The sequence below is a fragment of the Geobacter sp. DSM 9736 genome, assembly GCF_900187405.1.
GTDB lineage: Bacteria > Desulfobacterota > Desulfuromonadia > Geobacterales > Geobacteraceae > DSM-9736.
Genome location: NZ_LT896716.1, coordinates 3,698,897 through 3,717,272, shown reverse-complemented (window position 1 = coordinate 3,717,272; position 18,376 = coordinate 3,698,897). Strand labels below are relative to the sequence as shown.

Genomic DNA, 18,376 nt, shown 5'->3' with positions numbered 1-18,376 from the left:
AAGACCGCTAATCGTTTTCTTGCCCATACGTACCCCAATCCGTAACCCCTACCCTGATATCGTTTTCGCAAAGTTCATTAAGGGGGTGAACGTCGTAAATCAGCCTAAAGGTTAATGCGCATGAGGGCACATCTTCAATTCACAAGGAGGAAAAATGAAATTAATTCGCTTACTTCTGTTGATGTTCACGCTGCTTCTCACAATCTCCGCCACGCTTGTCCATGCCGGCGTCTCCTTTTCCGGAACACACCGCCTCGTCTCCGGCACACCCGCAGACGGCGGGAGTACGCTCCGATTCATGCTCACGGTTACTAACACCGGAGATACCGATCTTGCTGCCGCGCGTCTGTCGGCAAAAGATCCTCTCGTCGTCCCCGGTTCGCCCGGATCGACAATTGATATATCCGGCCTCGCTGCCGGCGACTCGATAACCCTCGACATAGCTGTCCTCAGCTTACTCCCTCCGGAGCAGCTTCGCGAGGGGGTCGAAATCCCGCTCAACTTCGACGTATCAGCCACCGACGCCTCAGGCCGTGTTGCCTCATTAATCCTCGTCAGCGAAGGAGGGACGCCATGATGCTCAGAAAATGGATTTCTCTCGTTCTCTTCGCCGCAGCCTCTCACCTTCTAGCCGGCGCGCCTTGCGCAGAGGTGTTCCTCAAGGGAAACTACATAGAGGTCGGCGTTCATAACAGTGGATCGTTCGGCACTTCGACCTCGCCCCCAGCAAGTTTTCACAGCTACGGCAGGCGCCTTGGTTTTATTGCCGACCCGGCAAAGGATGGATGGTCGGTAGGCAATCCCCCTGCCACCGGTGACTTTTTCGTTCCCGGCTCTCCCGAAGAAGGATGGTCGGTCCAGTGGACAGACGCCCTGGGAGAAAAAAATCTCTTCCACAACTATGGGCTGATGAGCCAGGTTCAGGTCCCCGTCACGAGTCTCGCCGAAACAAGCAGCGGCGACACTAAATCCGCCCTTTGGGTCGGAACCGCCAACGGGAGAGAAGGAAAACTGGATGTAACGCAAAATGTCAGTTTCAACGTCAACGACCTCTTCTTCACGATGAATGTCGTCTTCACGAACACCGGCACATCCACGCTTCATGCACTGAAGTATATGAGAAACGTGGATCCGGACCAGGAAGTGGAACTTCCCTACGGGGACTTTACGACGCGCAACTGGGTCGAGGCTCAGCCACCGCGCAGCGGTGTTCCGGGCAAATCCGGCCTCCCTGCCCGCCCTGACGGTAACACGAGCAGTGCGCTCGTCCTCGCACAGGGGCTGCGGTACGGCTTTACCCTCGGCCTCGGCGCCATCGATCCTCGGGCCGTTGTCGCCACGCAAGGGTTCTCAAACCGCGACATCGACCGTATCCTCGACAACCCGGCGCAGCCGACGCCGTCGGCGCCGGTCGTATACGATCAGGCAATCGTCCTGGCCTTCGACCTTGGCGACCTCGCTCCTGGGCAGTCGAAGTCGGTCACCTATGCCTATATCCTCGACCGGTCAGATCTCGATCGGGCTCTCGGGAATCTCGCAGCAGTCACCATTCTCCAGCCTACGGGAACCGTTTCCGGATCTTCCGTCCTATTTCAGGCCACGACCGACCGCATCGCACAGACTACGAAAATGGGTTTCTACGTCAATGGAGTAGAAGTCGGCAGCGATGACACGCCGAATGCCGGAGGAGTATTCGAATCATCATTTGACTCAACCCAGTTTGCCAATGGCACCATCACCCTCAAGGTCGTCGCCACCTTCGCCGACGGAAGAACCGTAGAAAAGACCAGCACCGGGGCCGTCGACAACCTCGGCCCCCCCGTCTCCTTCCTTAAGCCGCTTCCGGCGGGGGTCTTTTCAGGAACAGGAATTCCCGTGGAAATATCCGTTGATCCGAACCATGCGCCCGCGCGTGTGAGTTTCTTCCGCGAATCAGCGGGCGGCTCTCTCTTCCTCGGCGAAGACTCGAGCGCTCCCTTCACCTCCGCGTTCGGCGTTACCGATCTTCCGGAAGGGGCGACGGTCGTCGTCAAGGCGGTGGCAACCGACGCACTTGGGCGAACAACAACAATTGCTGTTTCGGGAACGAGCTACCGCAACGCCCCCCCACAAGCTAATCCGGGAGTGTCCCAGACATACGAGTGCAGCGGCCCTCTGACTGCGGTAACCCTTGACGGATCAGGATCGTTAGACCCCGACGGCGACACCCTTTCTTACAGCTGGAGTGGACCTTTCGGAACAGCAACCGGTAGCCCCGTATTGACTATGTTGGCCAGAGGAATACATGCAATAACCCTTACCGTAAGCGACGGCAAAGCAACAGACACCGCCTCTGTCACGGTTTCGATCTCAGACACCGTCTCCCCGACTGTTATCGCTGATCCGGCCGTGACAATCGAAGCAACAGGGCCGACTGGTGCGCCCTACAGCCTCCCTGTCACGGCAACCGATGTCTGCGGACTCGACAGGATGGTGGTGACTCCATCGCTCTCGGTCTACCCGATGGGCACGACCGTTGTCACAGCGACAGCGTTCGACTTCGCGGGCGGCTCCACCTCGGTGACGAGCAGCGTTACCGTCGTGGACACCACCGCTCCGGCAGTCACACCCCCGGCCAATGTGACTGTCGAGGCAGCAGATCCGCAGACCGCAGTTGCAATCGGCACGGCAACCGCAGCCGATGCCGTCGGCGTTGTGTCTCTTACCAACAACGCTCCCTCGACTTTCCCCCTAGGGACTACAACCATCATCTGGACCGCCACAGACGCGGCAGGAAACGAGGGAACTGCGACTCAGACCGTGACTGTGACAGACAGTACTGCGCCAGTCGTTATTCCGCCGACGAATGTGAACGTTGAAGCAACAGGGCCGCAGACCACTGTCGATATTGGCTCGGCGACTGCCGCTGATGCCGTAGGGGTTACGTCCCTCACCAGCAACGCTCCGGCAGAATTCCCCATCGGCACGACCACCGTCCTTTGGACCGCCACTGACGCGGCGGGGAACAGGGGAACTGCGACTCAGACCGTGACTGTGACAGACAGTACTGCACCAGTCGTTATCCCGCCTACGAATCTGAACGTTGAAGCAACAGGTCCGCAAACCACTGTCGCCATTGGCACGGCAACTGCCGCTGATGCCGTAGGTGTTACGTCCCTCACCAGCAACGCTCCGGGAGAATTCCCCATCGGCACGACCACCGTCCTTTGGACCGCCACTGACGCGGCGGGAAACAGGGGAACCGCAACTCAAACCGTATCCGTAACAGACACCACACCTCCGGTACTTGCAGGTCTTGACGGTCGAGTAGTAGAAGCAACATCCGCTAGCGGCGCCATTGTGGCTTTCAACGTCACTGCACGGGATCTGGTAACAGAAAATCCTCATGTTACCTGCACACCGGCATCAGGCAGTGTCTTCGCGATCGGAACAACTACAGTTACCTGCAAGGCGAGTGATGGCAGTGGGAACAGCGCAACGGGAAGCTTTAGCATCAAGGTTCAGGACACCACTCCTCCTGTACTGAATGTTCCCGCGGCGATCTGGGTACCATTGAATACACCGGTCAGTGCGCCTGTAGTCCAGGCGTTTCTGGGGGCAGCGTCCGCAACTGACAATGTCGATTCCGACACGACAGTCACCTACACCGTTCCCGATTTGACTGCAGTGGGGCCGAAAATAGTCACGTTCACCTCGACCGATGATTTCGGCAACAGCACTTCAGCCTCGGCAACGATCTGGGTGGACTACGTCTTCGCAGGGTTTTTGCCGCCGGTAAATCTGGGCAAACCTTTTAAAGCCGGCTCCACCGTACCGGTCAAATTTCAGCTTACCGACGCAGGCGGCAATCCCGTGACTTCTGCAACAGCAAAGTTCCTTCTGCAGAAGTATGCCGGCAGCGAGCCGGTCGGAGACCCAATCGAGGTAACTTCCACAAGCGGAGCTGATACTGGCAACTACTTCCGTATTTCCGATGGAATCTATATCTATAACCTCAACACGAGTCTGTTGGAGAGGGGAACGTACCAGATTCAGGTCATGCTGGATGGTGGAACGGTAAAAGCCACATGGCTTGCAATTACCAAGTAGGATTCCTTATTCTTTAACAGATGGCCAGAAGAAAAAAACGCCCTGCAAGTGATGCAGGGCGTTTTTTCTATCAAACCATTGAAGGAGAGCAAGTAGTCACTTCAACACCTCAATCTCGTAACCAACCCGCTCAAGATAGCCGATCACTTCCTGGATATGTTCATAACCACGTGTTTCAAGTTCCACCAGTACCTCAGTCTTCCCGATGGGGAGCGACTTCGAGCGGCGGTCATGGGTTATGATGGAGATATTTGCCTTTGCAGCGGCAATTTCAGTCGCGAGCTTGGCAAGAGAGCCGGGAACATCGTCAAGCTGCACCCGAAGCTTCAGGTAGCGTCCTGCGGCCAGGAGCCCCCTTTCCACGACTACAGATATAGTCTTTACATCGATATTCCCCCCCGACAGCAGACAAACCGTCTTGCCTGACAGGCCCGACGCCGCGCCCGACAGGAGCGCAGCCAGCGTCACTGCTCCCGCCCCTTCGACGAGCAACTTCGTCTTCTCGAGTAGGGCTACGATGGCCTGGGCAATCGCCTCCTCCTCTACCAGCACCACTTCGTCCACCAACTCCTGCACGACCGGGAAGGTGTTTTTTCCCACACGTTTGACAGCAATGCCGTCGGCAAGGCTTACCGCCAGCGGCGTCTCCATGATCCTCCCCTGGAGAAGGGAGAAGTGCATGGAGGGAGCCGCCTGCGCCTCGACCCCTATTATACGCACACCCGGACGCATCTCCTTGACAGCCCGTGCGATCCCGGCAATGAGGCCTCCTCCTCCGATGGGAACCAGAATATTGGCAACATCATGAAGGTCATGGAGTATTTCCAGGCCTATCGTCCCCTGCCCCGCCATTACGAGAGGATCGTCGAAAGGATGGACAAAAAGTGCCCCTCTTTCCTGTTCGGCTTTGCGGGCCGCCGCAAAGGCCTCATCAAAATTCCGGCCGGTAAGAACCACCTCCGCCCCGTAATCCCGGGTGGAGAATACCTTCTGCGGGGGGGTGGTTTCCGGCATGTAGACGACCGCCTTCACCCCTAGAAGATCGGCAGAGAAAGCGACCCCTTGGGCGTGATTGCCCGCCGAGGCAGTAATTACGCCACGTTCGAGCTTTTCCCGCGGCTGCGCAGTCATGAAGTTCAGTGCTCCGCGTATCTTGAAGGAGCCCGTGCGCTGCAGGTTTTCGCATTTAAAATAGACGGGAAGGCCGCATCTTTCGCTGAAGGGGTGGGAATGAATGAGTTCTGTGCGGCGGATGCGCTTTTTAAGCCGGTCCGCAGCTTCAGCGACGAGAGAGTAATCGAGCAGTTTGTCGGTATGTGTCATGAATAGACCGCAATTCAGTGGTGATGGCCGTGGGCGCAGCCAGGCCCATGAGCATGGCCGCCATCGTCATGATGATGGCCGTGCTGATCCCTCACGCGGGGCCGGTGGCGCAGTTCCTTGATTACGGGGGGAGCCTCGATGCACATGGTGCACTCGGCCTGGAGCGTCGTATGCGAGATATGGTACCGCTGCATAAGCATTTCCTCTATTGCGCGCAACACCTCGGCCTGCCGCTCCTCCTTGTATTCCGGCAATATGTCCACATGCGCCGAGAGCGCGAGGATATGGGAGCAGATTGTCCAGATGTTGAGGTTGTGGACGTGATTCACCCCCGGCACTGCATGTATCGCCTCGACAACTTCCGGCACGCTCAACCCCCGCGGCACACCTTCAAGCAATATGTGTGAAGCCTCCCGAAGGACGCGCCACGCCCCCCAGAAGATAACGAAGGCGATGCATATGGAAATTACAGCGTCCACCACGAACCAGTCGGTGAAATACATCACAAGGCCGCCGGCGATCACACCCACCGATGCCGCAGCATCCCCGACCACATGCAGGAACGCGCTTCGGACGTTTAGATCGTCATGTGAATGCTGGTGAAGGGCAGATGCTGCAAAGAGGTTCATTACGAGGCCGATCACGGCAATGATGAACATCGGCAGGCTCTTCACCTCCTGGGGATCGAACAACCGATGCCACCCTTCGTAGAAGATCCCGAGTGCCATGAGAAACACGGTGATCCCGTTTATGAACGAGGCGAAAACCTCCGCCCGATGCCAGCCGAAGGTGCGCGTGTCGGTGGCGGGGAAAGCAGCGAGCTTGATGGCCACCAGGGAGAGGACCAGGGCGAAGATGTCCAGAAACACATGGGCCGCATCGGAGAGGAGAGCAAGGGAGTTGGTCCAGATTCCCCCCACCACCTCCGCCACAAGGGTGAGAGCGGTAAGCACTATAGCGTACTTGAAGCGGCCTGCTATGGTCTGATCGAGATGTGCTTCACCTTCCATTGAGTACCACCTTTGGTGAATTCGGCCATCCGGCCCTGTTTTCAGAAGCCGATGGCCGCTTTCAGCGAATAAACCGGCCGTACGGCGTACTCGACTTCACCTATCACTCGCAACAGAGGGAGGGGCTTTATCTCTACACCCCCGAAAAACCGCGGCTGCCAGATCTCCTCGGAAAGCGACCCGGATAACCGCTGCAACTCCCCCTTTGCCTCGGTGTCGATCCAGAGCATCCCGGCGCCGACGTAAGGAGTGATGAAGAGGAACCCTTTGCCTATGCTCGCATCCACGCCGACCGTCTGCAGGTCCAGATCGCTTAAGCCTGTCAGTTTTGTGTATGCCGCCCGAAGGCCAAGGGCCGGGGTGGCAGGCCCCCCCTCGATGATCGCTTTGGTCAGCTCCACGCCGTATAGCTCGATATCCGTGTTTCCGGCATTGGAATACATGCCGCCAATGTCGATCCCGAAGGGCAGGCCTTTGCGCGCCCGCAGCTTAGGCAACACTATGACCGAAGGGGCGGTGGTCCGGCTCCAGTGACTGCTCTCTTCCTTGATGTCGGCGACACTAACCTCAGCGCCTATATCGAAACCGGTGACCCCCAGGGGATGCGGAGGGAGATTGTTCTTGAAGGAAAGAGCAGCCCCGAGTTCTTTGCTGAGCTCCCGGAATTCACCGGACGTGAACGCACTGGTAAATCTGATGTCGCCGGCGGTCGCTTGCCCGGCAAAAGCCGCAACGAGGATACATACCATCAGCAGTCTTTTCATCACCCCTCCAATTAATGAGATTTTCTGAAAACGAAGTGAGTCTACCAGAGCGATCCTCTCCGGTCAACCCCGGCCGGCTTCGAGTCGCGCTCCTCAGGCTATGGAGCCTTGCAATCCCGGGCGCTTGCTGGTATGGTAGCCACAAATCAGCAGGAGGATTAGAAAATGATCATGCACCATCGACTGCTCATTCTCGGCTCCGGCCCGGCCGGCTATACCGCAGCGATATATGCAGCAAGAGCCAACCTGAACCCCGCCCTGATCACCGGCCTGCAGCAGGGGGGGCAGCTCATGACCACCACCGCCGTCGACAACTGGCCCGGCGATCAGGAAGGGGTGCAGGGCCCAGACCTGATGGAGAGGATGCGCCTCCACGCCGAGCGGTTCAATACAACGTTCATCATAGATCACATCAGTAAAGCAGACCTGAACCAGCGTCCGTTCCGCCTCGAAGGAGATGCCGGCGTCTACACCTGCGATGCGCTCATCATCGCGACGGGAGCTTCCGCCAGGTACCTCGGCCTCCCCTCAGAAGAGAAGTTCAAGGGGAAAGGGGTCTCCGCATGTGCCACCTGTGACGGCTTTTTCTATCGCGGCAAACCGGTGGCCGTCATCGGGGGGGGGAACACTGCGGTAGAAGAAGCTCTCTATCTCTCCCACATCGCGAGTCATGTGACAGTGGTTCATCGCCGCGACAGGCTCCGTTCCGAAAAAATCATGGCCGACAAACTCATCGAGCGGACGAAGCAGAATGTGACCATCGAGTGGAACCACGAGCTCGATGAGGTCCTCGGCGACGAAACAGGAGTCACGGGAGTGCGCCTCAGGCATTCCAGCGGCTCGACCAAGGAAATTCCCGTGCACGGCGCCTTCATCGCAATCGGCCACACACCTAACACGCAGATCTTCGCCGGACAGCTCGACATGGAGAATGGCTATATCCGGACACTCTGCGGCCCCGAAGGAAACTATACCGCCACGAGCATCCCCGGAGTTTTCGCTGCCGGGGACGTCCAGGACTCGGTCTACCGGCAGGCGATAACCTCCGCCGGCACTGGCTGTATGGCAGCCCTGGATGCGGAGCGATACCTGGACATGCATAAAAGCTAGTCTTTCCCCGTCTCAGCTCAGGTAACAGCTTCAGCCATTTCAAAGACCATGGTGCATGCCGCCTTATGAAAGGGAAATGATGCTTGCCAAGGTACTCAGCAGCGCCCTGCTCGGCATCGATGCAATCCTGGTCGACGTGGAGGTGGACATCGCCCAGGGGCTCCCCCAGTTCGCAACGGTCGGTCTTCCTGACGGCGCGGTCAAGGAAAGCAAAGACCGCGTCAAATCGGCTCTGAAAAACTCCGGCTACGAGTTTCCGAATCGAAGGATCACGGTAAATCTAGCCCCCGCAGACATCCGAAAGGAAGGCGCCGCCTTCGACCTCCCCATCTCCATCGGCATCCTTGCCGCAACCGGCGTCGTAAAGGACCACCGTCTGAGGAACTACCTGCTCCTCGGCGAACTCTCCCTCGATGGACGGATAAAACCGATACGGGGTGCCCTCCCGGTAGCAGTCGCCGCCCGAGCCAGCAATCTCGCGGGCATCATCGTTCCAAAGGACAACGCCGGTGAAGCTGCCGTAGTCGAAGGAGTCGACATCATCGGCGTAACAGAACTGGCCGAGGTGGTTCAATTCCTGAACGGCGAGCTGGATTTGAATCCGCACCGTGTCGACGTTCAGTCGCTATTCCGGCAGAACGCAGAATATGGGGATGATTTTTCCGAGGTGAAAGGCCAGGAGCACGCGAAGCGCGCCCTGGAGGTCGCGGCCAGCGGTGGGCACAACATCCTGATGATCGGCCCTCCCGGCTCCGGCAAAACCATGCTGGCCCGACGTATTCCCTCCATCCTCCCCCCAATGTCCTTCGACGAAGCAATCGAAACGACCAAGGTCTATAGCGTCATGGGACTGCTCGACAGAGACAAGGCTCTTATCGCCAGCCGTCCCTTCCGCTCGCCTCATCATACCATATCCGATATCGGACTGATCGGCGGCGGCAACTCCCCGAGGCCCGGGGAAGTCTCCCTATCCCACAACGGCGTGCTCTTCCTCGACGAGCTTCCGGAATTCAAGAAACATGTCCTGGAGGTGCTACGCCAACCGCTGGAGGATGGGCGGGTCACCATCTCCCGTGCCCTCACCTCGATGACCTACCCCTCCCGCTTCATGCTGGTCAGCGCGCTCAACCCTTGCCCCTGCGGCTATCTCGGCGATCCCCTTCATCAGTGCTCCTGCACACCGATCATGGTGCAGCGGTACCGTTCCCGGATTTCGGGGCCGCTGCTCGACCGGATCGACATCCACATCGAGGTTCCTGGTGTCAAGTATCGTGATCTCTCCGACAGCCGTGATGGGGAAACCTCGATTGACATCGGCAAGCGGGTGGAGCAGTCAAGGCTTCTCCAGCAGGAGCGGTTCAGGGGCACCAAAGTACACTGCAACTCGCAGATGACGCCACGCCTCATCAAGAAGCACTGCGAACTCGACGAAGCAGGACACCGCCTGCTCGAACTAGTCACGGACCGCCTCGGCCTCTCCGCGCGCTCCTATAACAGGATCCTCAAGGTTTCACGGACCATAGCCGACCTGGCGGGGAGCGATCGAATCCGCGACAACCACATATCGGAAGCTATCCAGTATCGTAGTCTCGACCGGAAAACCGAGTAACCGCTACGCCCGCATCCTCTCCCTTACGACCGAATGGTGCCCCCGGTCGGCGTCATGAGCATGCGCCACGTCATGGGCCGCCTTCTTGCTCCTCAGCCATTCCGTTATCGCTCCACAGCCGTCCGTGCATTCAGGAAGATATTCATAGTCGGTGTTGTCGAAATCCATCGCCCCCCCCTCTCCCGTTGCAGCCGCTCTCATTGCAGAACAGCGGCTGTACGTCAATTGTACCAGCTCGGAAGGGCGGTTCAAGGCGTGGTACTGCTTACCTAATCACCCCGATTGACTATGACCGCAGGCATGATACCTAATAAGAATAATCATGAACAAAAGCTAAAGGCACTTCTACAAGAAGGCGATACACTGTTAGGCGGAGGAAACGTTAAAAAGTTCTTGCCCCGCCATCACATTATGATATAGATAAAAAAATTTATTATGACTAAAACGGAGAAGCCATGAATATCCATGAATACCAAGCGAAGGAAATTCTCAGCTCCTACGGCATACCGGTCCCCCGCGGTCGCGTAGCCCTCACCTCCGACCAGGTCGAGAGGACGGCTAAGGAGATGGGGGGACGGTGCGTCGTCAAGGCACAGATTTATGCGGGGGGAAGGGGAAAAGGAGGAGGTGTAAAGCTGGTCCATCACCCCGAGCAGGCCCAGGAACTCGGCAAGGAACTGTTCGGCCGCAGGCTGGTAACGCCGCAGACAGGGCCGGAAGGGCTGCGGGTACGACGGATCCTAGTGGAAGAGGCGGTGGAGATTGCACGCGAGTTCTACCTCTCCATAACCCTTGACAGAGAGACATCCCGCTACTGCCTCATCGCTTCGGCGGAAGGAGGGGTGGAAATAGAAGAGGTGGCTAGACGCTCGCCGGACAAGATACATGTTCTTACCATCGACCCCTATACGGGACTGCGCCCCTATCAGGCAAGGAAAATCGCCATCGCTCTAGGTCTCAAGGGAAGCATCTGCGAGGACTGCGTGGAGCTCATCCTCAACCTGTACCGCTGCGCCCTGGAGAAGGACTGCTTCCTCGTAGAGATAAACCCTCTGGTTATCACCAAGGCGGGCTGGCTGATGGCAATGGACGCCAAGATCAACTTCGACGACAACGCGATGTTCCGGCACCGGGAATACCCGGACATGCTCGATTATTCCCAGCTCGATACGCTGGAGATCAATGCGAGCAAGTATGACCTCTCCTACATAAAGCTCCAGGGCAACGTAGGATGCATGGTCAACGGAGCGGGCCTCGCCATGGCAACTCTGGACGTCCTCAAGGAATTCGGTGCCGAACCGGCGAATTTCCTGGATGTAGGGGGTGGAGCAACGCGGGAGAAGGTAGCGGAAGCCTTCAAGATCATCCTTCAGGACGCCGACGTCAAAGGAGTATTCGTCAACATCTTCGGCGGCATCATGCGCTGCGACATCATAGCACAGGGGATCATCGAAGCCGCCTCGGAGGTTCACTGCACACTTCCGATAGTGGTACGGATGGACGGTTCGCAGGTGGAAGAAGGAAAGAAACTGCTTCTTGAATCAGGGCTGAATGTACAGGTGGGGGAAAACCTGGGGGATGGCGCTGCCAGAATAGTAGCAATGCTCAATCACGACAAGCACGAGGAAGCCTGAAACGCACCATCAGACAGGAGAGAATGCAATGGCGATATTATTGAACAGTGAATCAAAGGTTCTCGTGCAGGGCATAACCGGCCGCAGCGGCCTCTTCCACACCCAGCAGTGCCGCGATTACGGCACCAAGATAGTCGCCGGGGTAACCCCGGGCAGGGGTGGCGTACACATCGAGGGGATTCCGGTGTTCGATACCGTCGAGGAAGCCGTGCATTACACGCAAGCGACGGTCTCCATGATTTTCGTTCCGCCCCCTGCTGCCGCAGACGCCATACTGGAAGCGGCAGATGCAGGAATAGACCTCGCTGTGTGCATCACCGAGGGGATTCCGGTGCGCGACATGGTACAGGCCCGGCGAATACTTGACGGGAAAAAGATGAAGCTGATCGGCCCCAACTGCCCAGGTGTCATCACTCCCGGGCAGTGCAAGGTAGGCATCATGCCGGGATACATTCACAAGCCGGGTAAAATCGGCGTCGTGTCCCGCAGCGGAACGCTCACCTATGAGGCGGTAAAGCAGTTGACCGAAGTGGGTCTAGGCCAGTCTACCTGCGTCGGCATCGGAGGTGATCCCATCATCGGATTGAAGTTCATCGACGTATTGAAGCACTTCAATGAGGATGAAGAAACCGAGGGTGTTTTCATGATCGGAGAGATCGGCGGCGGGGCAGAAGAAGAAGCTGCTGAATGGATCCGGGAAAACATGAAAAAGCCGGTCGGTGCTTTCATCGCAGGAGTTACCGCCCCTCCGGGCAAAAGAATGGGGCATGCGGGGGCGATCATCACGGGCGGCAAGGGAAAAGCTGAAGACAAGATAAGAACTTTACAGGAATGTGGAGTCACGGTGTCGCAGAGTCCGACAAGGATGGGGCACGCCATGCTCCATGCTCTCGGACGAAAGGAGAAAAAATAGAGGAAGCAGGTGCCGCTGGTTTTCCGTTGACAAAGGCGCCGCCCTTTCGTTATTCTTCCCGCACAATTGAATACTCGCTTTCTTATAAAGAGTGGTGGAGGGATAGGCCCTGCGAAGCCACAGCAACCGGTCCGCCAGCGGACGCCAGGTGCTAAATCCTGCCGAAAGGCAAAGATGAGAAAGGCGCTGAACTGCCCATCCTGCCCCAAAGCCCCTTTTCATCATGAAAAGGGGCTTTTTTGTCGCTTGGAACCTACCTGACCAGACTGGAACTAAATGTACACCGGAATCGTTGAACCTCAATCCATAACCTTCGATGTAGACCTGCGACTGGAGAGCGGGCGGATTCTCGGCCCCATAACCCTTGCTTACGAGACCTACGGCGAACTGAACAGGGATCGGACCAATGCCATCCTCGTCACTCATGCATGGACAGGCAGTGCGCATCTGGCCGGAAGATACAACGCCGATGAAGCAAAGCCGGGATGGTGGGACGCTGTCGTCGGGCCGGGACGGCTGCTGGATACCGACCGCTACTGTGTAATCTGCTCCAACGTAATAGGCTCGTGCTACGGCTCGACCGGCCCGGCCTCCATCAATCCGAAAACCGGAAAGAAATACAACCTGTCCTTTCCGGTGGTCACGGTACGGGACATGGTGCGGGCGCAGAAACTCCTGATAGATCATCTTGGAATCGATAAGCTGCTGACCGTTCTCGGCGGCAGCATGGGAGGCATGCAGGCCCTGGAATGGGCAATCTGCTTTCCAGATCGTGTTGCTTCGGCCATTGCCCTCGCTACGACGCCCCGCCCATCCGCGCAGGCCATCGCCATGAACGCGGTGGCCAGATGGGCCATATTCAACGACCCAAGCTGGAAGAAGGGAGAGTACCGGAAGAATCCGAAGGACGGCCTGGCGCTGGCCCGCGGGATAGGACACATCACCTTTCTCTCCGATGAATCGATGACTGCCAAATTCGGCCGACGTTTTTCGGCGAAGGATGGGCAGTTCGACTTCTTCGGCCAGTTCGAAGTCGAAAGATATCTTACCTACAATGGCTACAACTTCGTCGATCGCTTCGACACCAACTCCTTTCTTTATCTGGCCAAGGCTCTGGATCTCTACGATGCGGCATTGGGATGCGACAGCCTGCATGAAGCTTTCGCGCCGGTACAGGTCCCCATCCAGTTCTTCGCCTTCACTTCCGACTGGCTCTACCCCCCTTATCAGACCGAGGAAATGGTGCAGGCCCTCCACGACCTGAAGAAAGACGCGGAATACCATCTGATCCCCTCTTCCTACGGCCATGATGCATTTCTGCTCGAACATGAGACCTTCGCGCCGCTCATACGTGCGTTTCTGGACAGGCTTGGCTAGCCGCGGCCCCCTTGCCTCCCCCTCTTTCTCATGGTATTTTCAGCGTATGCCTCGCAAGGAAGTACCATGAAAATCACCATACTCGGCAGCGGCACCTCCACCGGCGTCCCGATGGTCGGCTGCCGCTGCAATGTCTGCACCTCCACCGATCGACGCGACAAGCGTACAAGAGCTTCTATCCTCGTCGAAACCGAGGGACACTACCTCCTCGTCGACACTTCGACCGACCTGAGGAAGCAGGCCATACGCGCGGGAATTCCCCATATCGATGCAGTCTTCTTCACTCACGCCCATGCCGATCACATCCATGGCATAGATGACATGAGAGGATTTCATTTCATACATAAGAGGGTGATTCCCTGTTATGGGGAGAGGGAAACAATGGAAGCGATCATGGAGAAGTTCCCCTACATCTTTGACGGACTGGAACGGGCCGGCTATGCAAAGCTACTCCAACCTCACATCATTGAAGGCCCCGTAGCCCTTGCCGGATGCAGGATCACACCGGTCCCCCTTCGGCACGGCTCGATGCCCGCTACCGGCTACAGGTTCAACGATGCCGCGTACCTCACCGACTGCAGCCTGATTCCGGACACGTCGCTTCCCCTCCTCGAAAACCTCGAACTCCTAATCATCGACGGTCTGCGCTACACACCGCATCCGCATCATTTCAACATCGACGGCGCACTGGATATGGTCCGGAAGCTTAACCCCAAGCGGGCAATCCTGACCCACCTTACCCACGAAGTCCCATACAGTGATGGCCGCAATCTACCCCCCGGCATCGAGCTGGCCTACGATGGCCTCTCCATCGACTGCTCCTAGAGCCCCAGCCCTCTCCCACCTTGACACCACCTGAAGATTTCTTTACAGTGACCCTTCAGTGTAAAAATTTACTCAGCGAGAGCACACATGAAACGGCAACTTGTCCGTCTGCAGGAAAAAATCGAAGGGTATGGCAAGGAAAACCTTACCGAGATGCTGCACAGCGTCGTGGAAGGAATACGGACCGTCACGGGACGTGAAAGGGTGCGGGCGTATCTTGAGGATCTTACCCGCGGCTCTCTAACCTGCAGCTACGCTGCCGGGCCCTTTGCGAGCGAAGTGCGGGAAGTCACCTTTCCCATCATCTCCCGCTCGGCAATGGTTTCCAGCGTTTTTGCATCACAATATGCCACCGAATTCAGGGATACCCTGGGGCACGGCCCGGCACAGGACCGGGAATTCTGTTCAAGGTTCAACATCGCCTCGTCATATTTGATTCCGGTTACCAGCTACGGAAAATCGATAGGAGTGGTATGCATTGACCAGGACCAGCCGGGCGAAGTGCTCGGCGCCCGCGAAAAGTCATTGCTCAACGAGTTCGTCACCGGCATCGCCGATCGCATTGACCACGCCAGGATATACCATCAGCAGCTCCTGCTGGCCCGCAGGGTGGATGAATATAAAAAACGGGAAGCAGCAGGGTTCATGGTGAGATCCGCCGTCCGGCTCATCGACCGCCTGACCCTTGCCTCGGTGCTTGTCCCCTCCCATCACAGCAGCCAGGGTGCGCTGGAAATTCTTGCAAGCTATTCGGAAGATGTAGAGATGAAGGCTCTTTACGACCAGCAGGGGGCTATCGATCTGCAAAAGGGGAAGTCCCTCATATCTCAGTACGTAAGGGATGACGGGGTCATCTCTGACGACCGCCTGCTGCGCCCGATCTTTATTGCGGACCTCACACAGCACACCCTTCAAAAGCGCGCCTTAACGGAGCAGATGGCACTCCGCTCCCTCTACGTGGTTCCGCGTTACGAGCCTGCCACGAGGAAGGTCATCTGCCTCGTAAACTATTTCACCCGCGAAGTCTACCGGTTCTCCGATTTTGAAATGGGGCTCCTGCAGACACACGCCGAAATGGTGGAGCGAGCGATCCACGAAATAGGGGGCGAGCACCTGGAGATAAAGGTGCTGGCGGAAATAACACACCTCCTCCAGCAACGGAATGAGGGGCTCCACTCTTTCCTCACCAAGGTGCTTTCAAAGGCGACGGAACTGATCGGCGCCGATACCGGCAGCATCGCGATCGTGGAGGAGCGCGAAGGGGGGAAATGGCTTGTCGTGGAAGATGAGCAGGGCAGCATTGTCGGAGCCAAAAACAAGGAATGGCTCAAGAAATACATCCCGCCGTTCAGAATTGGCGGCCATGAACTTCCTGCCGAAGAGCGAAGCCTGACCGGGTATGTGGCCTGGTCAAAGCAGCCGAAGATCATCAGCCATGTAGAAGAGGAACAGCAGGGGGCACAGTTTCACCGATCAATGAACGAGCTTATCAAGAGCGAGATGGCTGTCCCGATAATCTGCGACGACGAAGTCATTGCGGTCGTCTGCCTCAACTCCCTCTCCCCCAACTATTTTACGGAAGAGCACAAGCAGATCCTCCAGATCATCGACAGGCTGACGGCCCGGCACATCTCGGACATCCAGCGTATCGACCGGCTTCAGAGCGAAGTCACCAGGCTGCAGACCGACGTCGCATATAAAGATCCGCAGATCTCCTCCTACCGCCTCGGAAACATCATCGGCAACAGCCGGAAGGCCCAGGAGATAGTCGACTTCATCAACACCGTATCAGTCCCCCTGTTCAACAGGATCGCGCTTTGGAGCAAGAATGTTCTTCGTGAAGCCACCATAGGCCTGCCGTCAATCCTGGTGCTCGGGGAAACAGGTTCGGGAAAGGAATTCTTCTTCAACAACCTCTACAACAAGCTGAACGAGATGTACCGCGACGAAATCAATCCTACCGGAGAGCTGCCCGTCAAGAAAACAAATATAGCCGCTTACAGCGGAGAATTGACTTACTCGGAGCTGTTCGGTCACAAAAAAGGAGCATTCACCGGCGCATACAGCGACAGGAAAGGTATTTTGGAGGAAGCCCACGGGGGTATAGTCTTTCTCGACGAGATCGGGGATGCGGACCCCAAGACTCAGGTGCAGCTGCTACGATTCCTCGACAATGGGGGGTTCATCAGGCTCGGCGACAATCAGGACCGGTTCAGTCGCGTGCTGGTAGTGGCCGCCACAAATCGCAATCTCATGGATGAAATCAGCAAGGGGAACTTCCGTGAGGATCTCTACCACCGGCTCTCGGAACTTTCCGTAAAGGTCCCCTCCCTTAACGAGCGGCATGAGGACATACCGGACCTCGCAACGCATTTCCTTGGTAAGCTCTACAGGACCTACTGGAGCAAAGATGATTCCAGGGAAACACAGCCTGTTCTTACCGAAGAGGCAAAGCGGGTGCTGGTAGCGCACAGCTACAAGGGGAACATCCGGGAACTCCGCAGCATACTGCTGCGCGCCATCTTCTTCCGCAAAGGGAAATTCATCGATGAAGACGATATTGAGCGTGCGATCGAGTATGACATGCTCAAGTCACCACCCGAAGGTGCGACGCAGCTCCTAACAAGCCAGATAGCAGGAAACATACTGGAAAAAATCGCCGAAGGCCATGACTTCTGGCAGGCCGTGTACGAGCCTTATTCACAAAACGCAATATCGAGGGATGTGGTAAGGTTGGTTGTAGAAAAAAGCAGGAATATTGCGGGACGGAGCATGCCGCAGATCGCCCGTCACCTCAAGGCCATCAGCGGTGATGTAAATGGGGATGAAGAAGAACGGAAACGCTTTTTCCGTTTCAAGAATTTTCTATACAAGACGGTTAAGATATGAGGGGGGGCGAAGAGCCTTATTCCTCCCCTTCCCGGCTTCTCCGTCTGAAGTAAGTCAGGAATTCCTCTTTTGACATAGACTTCTTCCGTACCAGATGCTCAATCTCACGGCTTATGGCGATGCGCTCCCCTTCCTTCATCGAATCCTTCACGAGCACAAAGAACGGAATATTTCTCGTCTGCGGGAAGAGACGGAACCTTTCTATAAGCTCGAACGAAGCTATATCGGACAGCATCAGGCTGCAGAATATGATGTAGTGTCGTCCTGTGGTGGCGAGAGCAAGAGCCTCCTTCCCGGTGTAGGCGTTCACCACCTCAAAACCGATCGACTCCAGCAGCTTACTGACCCGCTCCTCCCCTTTACGTGAGATGAGGAGAGCCTGAAGGTCGTAGTCTTCCGTATCCTCGATCAGACCCAGCACTGCGAGCCGATCCACGAAGTACTGCTCGTCGATCGGCAGGGTAAAGAAACCAGCAACGGGGAAAACCCCTCCTACCTTCCCTTCTTCACTGAGATAGATAGGGAGAATGGGAATGTTGCGGGTCTCGGGGTTGCTCTTCAGCGAGAGGAGAATCCCCCACCCGTCGTCGGAATATGGAGAAAGATCCAGCAGCACTCCCAGAGCCCGTCCTCCCGGAAGCTCGGCAGGAGTTCCGAACCTGGTCTGATAACCGGCATCAGCCAAGTACTCGCGCACTAACGCACTGCGCTCCAGCCTCTCCCCGAACCCCATCAGCCACAGTTCACGCCCGTTTCCAGATGCCGCCATCCCCACTCCTGTCGGTGCTTCAAGTTTTCTAATAAATATCATATTTTCCTTTCTGCGCAAGACA

Annotated in this window: 14 protein-coding genes and 1 riboswitch; of the genes, 9 read left to right on the top strand and 5 right to left on the bottom strand. The window is 56.9% G+C overall.

Going from position 1 to position 18,376, the window contains the following annotated elements; translation table 11 throughout:
- Nucleotides 1–154: 154 nt before the first annotated feature.
- Both CFB04_RS16725 and CFB04_RS16720 read left to right on the top strand, forming a co-directional pair.
- On the top strand, nucleotides 155–577 hold the full coding sequence (locus CFB04_RS16725; protein WP_157698822.1) for a hypothetical protein: 423 nt from the start codon (nucleotides 155–157) through the stop codon (nucleotides 575–577).
- Entirely contained in the window at nucleotides 574–4,089 is a 3,516-nt protein-coding gene (locus tag CFB04_RS16720) for an HYR domain-containing protein (RefSeq protein ID WP_088536454.1), read from the top strand. Before CFB04_RS16725 ends, CFB04_RS16720 begins: the two co-directional genes overlap by 4 nt.
- Before the next feature lie 96 nt (nucleotides 4,090–4,185).
- Here CFB04_RS16720 and ilvA read toward each other — a convergent pair whose 3' ends face one another.
- Genes ilvA through CFB04_RS16705 form a run of 3 tightly spaced genes read right to left on the bottom strand, consistent with a single transcriptional unit; the run spans nucleotide 4,186 to nucleotide 7,186 of the window.
- A complete protein-coding gene (gene ilvA / locus CFB04_RS16715; protein WP_088536893.1) occupies nucleotides 4,186–5,394 on the bottom strand; it encodes a threonine ammonia-lyase in 1,209 nt (402 codons plus the stop codon).
- Between the two features lie 32 nt (nucleotides 5,395–5,426).
- The gene (locus CFB04_RS16710; protein ID WP_088536453.1) at nucleotides 5,427–6,422 is read right to left on the bottom strand and encodes a cation diffusion facilitator family transporter; all 996 of its coding nucleotides are present in this window, start codon (nucleotides 6,420–6,422) and stop codon (nucleotides 5,427–5,429) included.
- Between the two features lie 41 nt (nucleotides 6,423–6,463).
- A complete protein-coding gene (locus tag CFB04_RS16705) occupies nucleotides 6,464–7,186 on the bottom strand; it encodes a hypothetical protein (protein WP_088536452.1) in 723 nt (240 codons plus the stop codon).
- 165 nt (nucleotides 7,187–7,351) lie between these two features.
- Between CFB04_RS16705 and trxB the strand changes: the two genes are divergently transcribed.
- Both trxB and CFB04_RS16695 read left to right on the top strand, forming a co-directional pair.
- Nucleotides 7,352–8,296 (top strand): thioredoxin-disulfide reductase, encoded by a 945-nt coding sequence (gene trxB / locus CFB04_RS16700; RefSeq protein ID WP_088536451.1) that lies wholly within the window; start codon nucleotides 7,352–7,354, stop codon nucleotides 8,294–8,296.
- 79 nt (nucleotides 8,297–8,375) lie between these two features.
- The gene (locus CFB04_RS16695; protein ID WP_088536450.1) at nucleotides 8,376–9,905 is read left to right on the top strand and encodes a YifB family Mg chelatase-like AAA ATPase; all 1,530 of its coding nucleotides are present in this window, start codon (nucleotides 8,376–8,378) and stop codon (nucleotides 9,903–9,905) included.
- Nucleotides 9,906–9,908: 3 nt separating this feature from the next.
- On the opposite strand, the gene CFB04_RS18155 is transcribed toward CFB04_RS16695, so the two are convergent.
- On the bottom strand, nucleotides 9,909–10,073 hold the full coding sequence (locus CFB04_RS18155; protein WP_197692529.1) for a hypothetical protein: 165 nt from the start codon (nucleotides 10,071–10,073) through the stop codon (nucleotides 9,909–9,911).
- Nucleotides 10,074–10,360: 287 nt separating this feature from the next.
- Here CFB04_RS18155 and sucC point away from each other — a divergent pair, with 287 nt between their 5' ends.
- The 5 genes from sucC to CFB04_RS16670 all read left to right on the top strand — a co-directional run bounded on the left by sucC (nucleotide 10,361) and on the right by CFB04_RS16670 (nucleotide 17,543).
- A complete protein-coding gene (sucC, locus tag CFB04_RS16690; protein WP_088536449.1) occupies nucleotides 10,361–11,539 on the top strand; it encodes an ADP-forming succinate--CoA ligase subunit beta in 1,179 nt (392 codons plus the stop codon).
- Nucleotides 11,540–11,567: 28 nt separating this feature from the next.
- Nucleotides 11,568–12,452 (top strand): succinate--CoA ligase subunit alpha, encoded by an 885-nt coding sequence (gene sucD, locus CFB04_RS16685; protein WP_088536448.1) that lies wholly within the window; start codon nucleotides 11,568–11,570, stop codon nucleotides 12,450–12,452.
- A gap of 79 nt (nucleotides 12,453–12,531) precedes the next feature.
- Nucleotides 12,532–12,633: riboswitch (SAM riboswitch) on the top strand.
- A gap of 95 nt (nucleotides 12,634–12,728) precedes the next feature.
- Entirely contained in the window at nucleotides 12,729–13,829 is a 1,101-nt protein-coding gene (locus tag CFB04_RS16680) for a homoserine O-acetyltransferase (RefSeq protein ID WP_088536447.1), read from the top strand.
- Between the two features lie 66 nt (nucleotides 13,830–13,895).
- Entirely contained in the window at nucleotides 13,896–14,654 is a 759-nt protein-coding gene (locus CFB04_RS16675) for a GPMC system MBL fold metallohydrolase (protein ID WP_088536446.1), read from the top strand.
- Nucleotides 14,655–14,741: 87 nt separating this feature from the next.
- Nucleotides 14,742–17,543 carry a GPMC system transcriptional regulator gene (locus CFB04_RS16670; RefSeq protein ID WP_088536445.1) on the top strand — a complete coding sequence of 934 codons (2,802 nt, stop codon included), beginning with the start codon at nucleotides 14,742–14,744 and terminating at the stop codon, nucleotides 17,541–17,543.
- Between the two features lie 16 nt (nucleotides 17,544–17,559).
- Here CFB04_RS16670 and CFB04_RS16665 read toward each other — a convergent pair whose 3' ends face one another.
- Complete coding sequence (locus CFB04_RS16665; RefSeq protein WP_088536444.1) at nucleotides 17,560–18,312, bottom strand: response regulator; 753 nt, start codon at nucleotides 18,310–18,312, stop codon at nucleotides 17,560–17,562.
- Between the last annotated feature and the right edge of the window lie 64 nt (nucleotides 18,313–18,376).